Source organism: Lysinibacillus sp. NPDC058147, assembly GCF_042884205.1.
Lineage (GTDB): Bacteria > Bacillota > Bacilli > Bacillales_A > Planococcaceae > Lysinibacillus.
Window position 1 is genome coordinate 19,790 of the sequence record NZ_JBHVUJ010000018.1, and the last position, 8,441, is coordinate 28,230.

An 8,441-nucleotide genomic window follows, 5' to 3' on the forward strand; every position below is an offset into this window, starting at 1 on the left:
AGGATTTTTTTAGTTTTATGCTAAATTTTCATTATCTTTAAAGTAATTTTTCATTTTCTCTGAATCGAAACGGCCTTCCCATTTCGCCATTACTAATGACGCAAGTGAGTTACCAATTACGTTAACGACTGTACGTCCCATATCGAGAATACGATCGATACCTGCGATAAATGCTAAACCTTCAATTGGAATGCCGACAGTACCTAAAGTTGCTAGAAGCACAACGAAGGATACCCCTGGAACACCTGCAATCCCTTTAGATGTAACCATTAATACAAGCATTAACGTAATTTGTTCACCAATGCTTAGGTGAATACCGTACATTTGAGCAATAAATAATGCAGCGATGGCTTGGTACAGTGTAGAACCATCTAAGTTAAAGGAGTAACCGGTTGGAATAACAAAGGATACGATATCCTTTGGAGCACCTAGTTTTTCCATTTTCATCATAATTCGCGGTAACACAGCTTCAGAACTTGCTGTTGAGAACGCTAAAATCAGCTCATCTTTTAGTACTTTAATTAAGAAGAAGATACTGATACCTGTAAATTTGGCCACAAGACCAAGAACGACAAAGATAAAGAATAGCATTGTTGCATAAACAAGTATAGCGAGTTTACCAAGTGGTATTAGTGAAGCGAATCCATATTTGGAAACGGTTACACCGATTAAACCAAATACCCCAAATGGAGCGAATTTCATTACGAGGTTAGTTACCCAGAACATAGTATCTGCTACCCCTTGGAAGAAGTTTAATACTGGTTTACCTCGTTCGCCAATGGCAGCAACCCCTAAACCAAAAATAACTGAGAAGAAAATGATAGCAAGCATATCACCTTCAGACATTGCCTGAACGATATTTGTTGGTACTATGCCCACAATAATATCAAATGGTCCTTCATGCTGTACTTCTTCTGTAGTTGCAACGTATTTCGAAATATCTCCTTTAGAGAGCTCGTTCATGTTTACGCCCGCGCCTGGTTGGAATAAGTTTGCGGAAAGTAAACCAATTACAATTGCTACTGTTGTAATAATTTCGAAGTAAATAAGCGATTTTCCGCCTAATCGTCCAAGCTGTTTCATATCTCCAGTTCCAGCAACACCAACAATTAAAGTTGAAATAATAATCGGTACAACAATCATTTTAATTAGATGAAGGAAAATATCACCTAGTGGTTGTAAATATGTTTCGATTTTTGGGCTTCCGTAAAAGATTCCGCCAACAATTATCCCTAAAATCAAACCGACTAAAATTTGAGTGGCTAAACTGATTCTAAATTTCTTCTTCAAAACCTTAGTACCCCCTAATATTAAAATTTTTAGGACTTGCCTTACTTTAATAATACGGAGGACTTATGAAATCCGACAAAATCCGAGAAAATTAATTTAATTTAGTTAAAATGTCTGAATATAATACCTGAATAAACTTCTTAATATTAACCTTTGCTTTACGGTTTTTGTGATCTTCTATCTGAGTCATAAGCAGACGAATTTCTTTGAAGTCAAAATATCGAGGTGCATAATATTCAAATTCGGAGTTTGTATAATCTACGACACCTAAATTGGCGAGATTTATCATCGCTGCTAATATAGTACGGCGTACACGCTGTTCAATGGCTTTACTTTCCTTCAAAATCTCATCGGGTGTAGCCTTTGTGACAACTGCAATCTCCTCATAAAGCTCTTTTAATGGTGGAAGTGGTGCGATTTTGTGCTGATGAGCAAGTAATGTTTCGATAATAGCTATAATATCTTCGCTTCCAATCTCGCCAACGATACCCATATCATTTAAAATGGATTGAATATGATCTCGTGACGTTGCTTTATGATTTATTTGTTCACTTAGATCAATATTTGTAAGTGATTGGCGAATAATAAGCAATGAGTTTTTTAGGCGAAATTGTTCAGTTGTTTTACGTAAAACATTCTCAACCTCAATACGGTTTATTGGTTTATGAATAAAGAAATCTATACCTTGCTCATATGCCTCTCCTACCATTTCTTTATTCACTACTTGAGAAATCATGACAAATTGTCCCTCAAAACGATTTTGAATAAGTTGCTCGACTGTTGCTATCCCATCGAGCTTTGGCATAAGTAAATCGATCAACACAAATTCTGGCTGTGTCATTAAAATTTGCGGAATGGCATCCTCACCATTGCGTGCTTCGCCAATAACTGTACCTAAGCCACTATCTTCAATAATTTGCTTTAACATGACCCTACTTGCACGATCATCATCTACAATAAAATACCTCATTTAAGTCTCTCCCGTTTGAATAGTTTGCGTAGGAACTTTAATTTTAAACATAGTGTTTTGATTGTTTGATTCAACGGATATTGAGCCATTTAATTTATTTACTAATTCAACAACATGTGAAAGCCCAATACCTGTTGCTGCGACACCGTCTACATTATATTTTGTGGTGTATCCAGGTTCAAAAATAATAGAGAGATTACTTTCCGGAATGCCCTTCCCATTATCACATACTGTTATTACAGTATCGTCCTGTTGCTGCTGAATGGCAATAGAAATGGTACCTTGATTTTCAATTGATTCAATAGCATTAGCTGTTAAATTATTTAAAAGTGCAAGCAATGCAATATGTTCTTTCGTTTGAAAATCAATGTCAATATTTATGTTAAACTCAATTTCTTTTCCGAGAAAATCAGCGTACTTACTATTTCCGTCTTCAATATAATGTAATAATTCTGACAATCTAAGGGATCCAAAGCTCTTTTCACCAACAATTTTAGAAATACCTGCATAAATGCGTTGTGAATCCTTCTTCACTTCATGAATTTCCTGGGCAATATGAAGTGCCTGTAAACTTTCTGCACGATAGCCTAGCGATTTTAATTGTCTATATAATTCAAATCCACTGGCTGTAATTGTTTCTATGTGGTTCATAGATTTTTTTAAATAAAGTGTCTCAACATATAAATCTGAGCCGATCGTAAGCATTTCTTGAACACGTTTTTTTTGCTCAGCAATTAAAATGGAACTATAAATACCAACAACAAAAAAACTACGTAATAAAGCAACTGCTAATAGTATAAGTAAATCATGAAGGAGTAAAAAAGTGTAAGAATTTATTAGAAAACGAAATAGTTGTTCCACTAAATTACTGAATACTTCACTAAACGCAACTAGCAATCCAAGCAATAGTGGTTTTTCTCTATATTGATGAATGCTTAGAATTTGTAGGCATATTGCAAACAATATATAAAAAGAAGCGGCGGGTAAATGTATTTGTAAACTAGCGACTAATGGAACATCATGTAAAGAGTAATTAATGATAACTCGAAAAATGGTTGTCACGATGCTCGTAGTAAATCCAGCCAAAATAATAGGTGTAGGTTTAAGCAGAATGCATAAAAAGAAAATAATACTTCCTAATCCGAAACGAAAAGATGTATCAGAGAAAGGTATTATTTTAATCTCACTACCGATAGCGGTTAATAGAGCAATTGCGAAAATCCAAGTGAGGGAAGCACGAGATATGTAAAATTTAGAGTGCATAAAAATCCTCCCTAATCAATATTAACGGAGCAATATAGCGTAGAAAAGGTATGCTAAAGAGCCCGTTTACGTGTTTGAAATAAAGATAATTGTACCACTACTTTTGATGTTACGTTGGGGGGGAATGCGACTTCGAACGAAAGCGCATTTACCTAAATGAAATAATGCTTTATATTAATCACGATTATAAAATTATACTTTACAATAAAAAAATACCACAACCTAAGTGGAAGTGGCATCTAGTAAGTGATTCATACAATTTTTAGGCAAAAAAAAACGGCTACATTCGTAGTCGGAATTTTAAAACTGGAGGAGGTAGAGGGATTCGAACCCCCGCGCGGTGTTACCCGCCTGTCGGTTTTCAAGACCGATCCCTTCAGCCAGACTTGGGTATACCTCCATATTGTTTTGTTGCGTTGTCTTATCGACAAAAATAAATTTATCACATTTTAAAATTCGCGTCAACAGATTTTTCGCATTTTTTTTAACATATTTCAGCGGGTGTCCAAACATCCATTGAAATAATAGAGGAACTCTGTCTAAGAACGCGACGCCCTGTGGAAAAAAACATCTGCTGCTGACGCTTCGCTTTCGCACAAAAAAAACTGCTAGCCTAAGTATAAAGCCGATTCCAGACGCAATTAGGCCAAGTTATAATTGATTAATATTTCTTAATTACAGTGCTGATAGAATATTCCACACAAATATTATGTGTATTAAGTTGCAATTTATGAAAACAGTCAGTATACTAGTTATTGCCGTGCTAGGTGGGAAGGTAGCGGTGTCCTGTAACTCGCAATCCGCTCTAGCGAGACTGAATTCCTTTTTTGAGGCTGTCCGTATTGTTTGGTCTGCCTTTTGCACGTAGTGTTGACGATTGGGTCCTGCGCAATGGATACCCATGAACCATGTCAGGTCCGGAAGGAAGCAGCATTAAGTGGTCTTATTCATGTGCCGCGGGGTTGCCTAATCTGAGCTAACGACAAGAGTAACGCTTATGTGCGGCTGTCGAAGAAAGGTGCACGGCATTAAATTGCCAATTCAAACGCATCCGTCTACAAAAGGCGGATGCGTTTTTTTATATGATTTTATATTATTTTTTGGGACGGAAGAGCGATCTCCAAAACGTTTGAGGAGCTATAAATTGTGCGAGGCAGCCAATAAGAGCCGGAAGCATCAGCCCTCGCTACAGGAAGCGAAAGAGAATCGTCCCGAGTTTTTAGAAAAACGATGACACTGTTTTATAAATAATGAAGCAAATGCTATAATAGAACTATTCTATATTATGAAGAAGAGGAGAGGAAATCATTGACGTATCAAGCATTTTATCGTGTGTATCGACCGCAATCATTCCGAGAGATGTCTGGTCAAGCACATGTCAAAAGAACGCTACAAAATGCTCTCCTAGCGAATAAAACAACACATGCTTATTTATTTTCTGGCCCACGTGGTACCGGGAAAACAAGTACAGCTAAAATTTTTGCAAAGGCTTTAAACTGTGAGCATGCACCATCAAAAGAACCTTGTAATGAATGTGCTACTTGTGTAAGCATTACAGACGGTTCTCACCCAGATGTTATTGAATTTGACGCGGCGTCTAATTCACGCGTTGAAGAAATACGAGACATCATTGAGAAAGTTCGATTTGCTCCTGCAAGTAGCAGATATAAAGTGTATATCATTGATGAAGTGCATATGCTTTCTACAAGTGCTTTCAATGCCCTTCTAAAGACTTTAGAAGAACCACCTTCTCATGCTGTATTTATTTTAGCAACGACAGAGCCCCATAAATTGCCCGCAACGATTATTTCTCGATGTCAGCGCTTTGATTTCAAGCGCCTTTCAACCAATGATATTATCGAGCGTATGAAAGTTGTATTAGAGGATATTGAGTTACCATTTGAGGAACAAGGTTTGAAGGTCATCGCACAGTCAGCAGCTGGTGGTATGCGTGATGCTTTAAGCTTATTAGATCAGGTTGTATCCTTCAGCGGAGAAAAGTTGAAGCTTGAGGACACACTACTTGTGACAGGTTCTATTAGTCAGGAAGTTTTCTATGAATTAGCAGAAGCTCTAAAAGTAAAAGATGTGGCACAAATGCTTGCGTTATTAGAACAGCTTATTGCGGATGGGAAAGATCCTCTTCGTCTTTCAGAGGACCTGATTACATTTTTCCGAGACTTATTATTACTGCAAACAAGTGAAGATTTGGCCGAATTACTAGAGTTAGTATCACCGGAGGAGCGAGTATTTACATTAGCGCATGATTTTGCACCGGATTTGCTATATGGCTACATTGATATTTTAGCGAAAACACAGCAAGAAATGCGGTTCTCCCACCATACAAAGATTTACTTAGAAACAGCGTTACTTAAAATGGTGCAGTTTTCGGGTGGTGCAATTGGTCAAACTATGACTTCAGGTGAAGTAGCTATGAGCCCTGAACTCGCTCAAAAAATTGTTGCACTTGAGCAGATGGTGCAACAACTATCGGCCCAATTACAAGCTGGTGCTCCGATGCAAACGACGCAAGCACCAAAAGAGCAACGTCCACGAGCTAAAAGTCCAAATGGCTATAAAGCACCAACAGGTCGTATTCAAGAAATACTAAAGGATGCTACAAAGCAAGATGTGCAACGTATCAAATCGGTTTGGGCACAGGCATTAAGCCAAATGCAAAAATCTCAATCAGCTCTTTTAGCAGAGGCTGAACCTGTTGCGGCATCTTCAAGTGCTTTTGTGTTAAAATTCAAGTATGATATTCATTGTCAAATGGTTGCTGATAATCAATCCCTAAAAGCTCAATTCACACAATTAATTGCAGGGCAAACTGGTACTATGTATGAAATGCTTTGTACGCCAGAAGATGCTTGGTTAAAATTACGTGAAGAGTTTATTCGTGATCATGGCTTACAGCAGCAGAAATCTCAAAATGAGACCGATCATGAAGTGGAATTATTAGAACCACCACCTGCAGAAACTGCAGAAGGGCCGTTTATAGACGATGCTCAACCACTTGCTTCACAAGATCCACTAGTGACGGAAGCAGAAAAACTGTTTGGTAAAGATTTTATTGAAATTGTTGAAGACTAATCATTTAGGAGGAATATGTTTATGCGTGGAATGGGAAATATGCAAGGTATGATGAAAAAAATGCAAAAAATGCAAAAGGAAATGATGGAGGCTCAAGAGGCTTTGAATGCAGAGCAATTTGAAGGTTCTGCTGGTGGCGGTATGGTGAAAGTAACTGTAACTGGCCAACGTGAAATTGTTGAAGTAAATCTTGATCCATCAGTAGTAGATCCAGACGATATCGAAATGCTACAAGATTTAATCGTTGTTGCTACAAATGAAGCATTGAAAAAAGTAGATGAAAAGACAAATGCAACAATGGGTAAATTCACTCAAGGCATGAACCTTCCATTCTAGGAGGTAAATAAATGTACTACCCAGAACCAATATCGAAACTGATTGATAGTTTTATGAAGTTGCCAGGTATCGGGCCGAAGACCGCGGCTCGTCTGGCGTTTTTTGTGTTAACAATGAAAGAGGATGACGTTTTATCCTTTTCAAAGGCATTAATTGATGCCAAACGAAATTTAAGCTACTGCTCCGTATGTGGCAACATAACTGATGTAGATCCGTGCCATATTTGTACAGACAAACAAAGAAATCATTCTATTATTTGTGTTGTCCAAGATACAAAAGATGTAATTGCGATGGAAAAAATGCGTGATTTCAATGGTATGTATCATGTATTACAGGGAGCTATTTCACCTATGGATGGTATTGGTCCAGAGGATATTAATGTCGCTTCCCTACTAGTTCGTTTGCAAGATGAGGCTGTTCAGGAGCTTATTTTAGCCACGAATTCAACTATTGAAGGCGAGGCAACAGCTATGTATATCTCTCGTTTAGTGAAGCCATCGGGCATTCGAACAACACGGATCGCTCATGGACTACCTGTAGGTGGAGATTTAGAATATGCAGATGAAGTAACGTTATCGAAGGCAATGGAAGGTCGCCGAGAATTGTGAGTGAGGGATTAATATGTTCTTCCGCAGTAAGGGAAAATTAAAAAAAGAATTCGACGACAAGCTAGTGAGTCTTATAAAAGAAACAAAAGAGGATTTACAGCAGGCAAAGATAATTGAAGAACTGCTAGATGACTATGATTTGGAAGTAATTGCTCAACGAAAAGCAGCGGAGAGTATCCATTTTTATTTATTTAAAGAGGCTAGAATTCGGAGAGTATTAATTAAATAATAGTTTTTTTACATATTTCAGTGGGTGTCCAAGCACCCGCTGAAATATGTTAATGCCTCGGGATAATTGATATTCATAGAAGTAAAATAGGAAACATAAACTTTCATAATTATACTGTTAAGGGGGAAACCATATGTCATGGTTAGTAATTATGAGCTTTTGTGTACCTGTAGTGCTTCTTTTTCTTTATATAATAATAAGACATGCCAAGATGGGTAAAATTTTAGAAGGAATGTCCGTGTTTTGGTTCAGATTTGCTTTTGCCTTTCTATTATTATTCATTATTCATTTAGGCATAGGGTATGCTGGTTATAATGTACCGATTAATCTATTTTCAGTGTTCACAATTGCAATATTAGGTATTCCGGGTGTACTAGGAATAACTGCTTTAATATTTTTCTTATAAAATGCTTGCAAAATAAAAATATTGTAGTATAGTAATAAGAGTCGTTAAGATAACTGTTTGGAAAACAAATGAATTTTAAGTTGAATAATTTAGTTGTTGACATCTAGTGCGCGACACGGTATTATATAAGAGTTGCTGTTGAAGAAATAGTAACGAAATGAACCTTGAAAACTGAACAAGCAAAACGTAATCAATAAAGTTTTTAGTAGCTAACCTTGAGTTGGCGAACGAAACAAAATTTTGGAC

The 8,441-nt window shown here is 37.0% G+C and carries 8 protein-coding genes, 1 tRNA gene and 1 other RNA gene; 6 read left to right on the forward strand and 4 right to left on the reverse strand.

Going from position 1 to position 8,441, the window contains the following annotated elements; all coding sequences use genetic code 11:
- Nucleotides 1-15: 15 nt before the first annotated feature.
- From ACFVT8_RS24285 to ACFVT8_RS24300, 4 genes are all read right to left on the reverse strand, one after another.
- Nucleotides 16-1,290: a cation:dicarboxylate symporter family transporter gene (locus tag ACFVT8_RS24285; protein ID WP_387086369.1), complete on the reverse strand. Its 1,275-nt coding sequence runs from the start codon at nucleotides 1,288-1,290 to the stop codon at nucleotides 16-18.
- 91 nt (nucleotides 1,291-1,381) lie between these two features.
- Nucleotides 1,382-2,260, reverse strand: a complete 879-nt coding sequence (locus tag ACFVT8_RS24290; RefSeq protein WP_387086372.1) for a response regulator — start codon at nucleotides 2,258-2,260, stop codon at nucleotides 1,382-1,384.
- A complete protein-coding gene (locus ACFVT8_RS24295; RefSeq protein ID WP_387086375.1) occupies nucleotides 2,261-3,523 on the reverse strand; it encodes an ATP-binding protein in 1,263 nt (420 codons plus the stop codon).
- A 307-nt stretch (nucleotides 3,524-3,830) separates the two neighbouring features.
- Nucleotides 3,831-3,923: transfer RNA gene (locus tag ACFVT8_RS24300), tRNA-Ser, on the reverse strand.
- Nucleotides 3,924-4,281: 358 nt separating this feature from the next.
- Here ACFVT8_RS24300 and ffs point away from each other — a divergent pair.
- The 6 genes from ffs (at nucleotide 4,282) to ACFVT8_RS24330 (ending at nucleotide 8,195) form a co-directional block, all read left to right on the forward strand.
- Nucleotides 4,282-4,549, forward strand: an RNA gene (ffs, locus tag ACFVT8_RS24305) — signal recognition particle sRNA large type.
- Between the two features lie 282 nt (nucleotides 4,550-4,831).
- Nucleotides 4,832-6,616, forward strand: a complete 1,785-nt coding sequence (dnaX, locus tag ACFVT8_RS24310; protein WP_387086378.1) for a DNA polymerase III subunit gamma/tau — start codon at nucleotides 4,832-4,834, stop codon at nucleotides 6,614-6,616.
- A gap of 21 nt (nucleotides 6,617-6,637) precedes the next feature.
- Complete coding sequence (locus tag ACFVT8_RS24315) at nucleotides 6,638-6,952, forward strand: YbaB/EbfC family nucleoid-associated protein (protein WP_387086381.1); 315 nt, start codon at nucleotides 6,638-6,640, stop codon at nucleotides 6,950-6,952.
- Between the two features lie 11 nt (nucleotides 6,953-6,963).
- Nucleotides 6,964-7,560: a recombination mediator RecR gene (gene recR, locus ACFVT8_RS24320; RefSeq protein ID WP_370048826.1), complete on the forward strand. Its 597-nt coding sequence runs from the start codon at nucleotides 6,964-6,966 to the stop codon at nucleotides 7,558-7,560.
- A 13-nt stretch (nucleotides 7,561-7,573) separates the two neighbouring features.
- Nucleotides 7,574-7,789 carry a YaaL family protein gene (locus tag ACFVT8_RS24325; RefSeq protein WP_387086385.1) on the forward strand — a complete coding sequence of 72 codons (216 nt, stop codon included), beginning with the start codon at nucleotides 7,574-7,576 and terminating at the stop codon, nucleotides 7,787-7,789.
- A 133-nt stretch (nucleotides 7,790-7,922) separates the two neighbouring features.
- Complete coding sequence (locus ACFVT8_RS24330) at nucleotides 7,923-8,195, forward strand: pro-sigmaK processing inhibitor BofA family protein (protein WP_370048830.1); 273 nt, start codon at nucleotides 7,923-7,925, stop codon at nucleotides 8,193-8,195.
- The last annotated feature ends 246 nt before the right edge of the window (nucleotides 8,196-8,441 follow it).

Coding starts and splice junctions, on each gene's coding strand:
- ACFVT8_RS24290 (WP_387086372.1), bottom strand. CDS start 2,260: ATGAGGTATTTTATTGTAGATGATGATCGTGCAAGTAGGGTCATGTTA.
- ACFVT8_RS24295 (WP_387086375.1), bottom strand. CDS start 3,523: ATGCACTCTAAATTTTACATATCTCGTGCTTCCCTCACTTGGATTTTC.
- ACFVT8_RS24315 (WP_387086381.1), top strand. CDS start 6,638: ATGCGTGGAATGGGAAATATGCAAGGTATGATGAAAAAAATGCAAAAA.
- recR (WP_370048826.1), top strand. CDS start 6,964: ATGTACTACCCAGAACCAATATCGAAACTGATTGATAGTTTTATGAAG.
- ACFVT8_RS24325 (WP_387086385.1), top strand. CDS start 7,574: ATGTTCTTCCGCAGTAAGGGAAAATTAAAAAAAGAATTCGACGACAAG.
- ACFVT8_RS24330 (WP_370048830.1), top strand. CDS start 7,923: ATGTCATGGTTAGTAATTATGAGCTTTTGTGTACCTGTAGTGCTTCTT.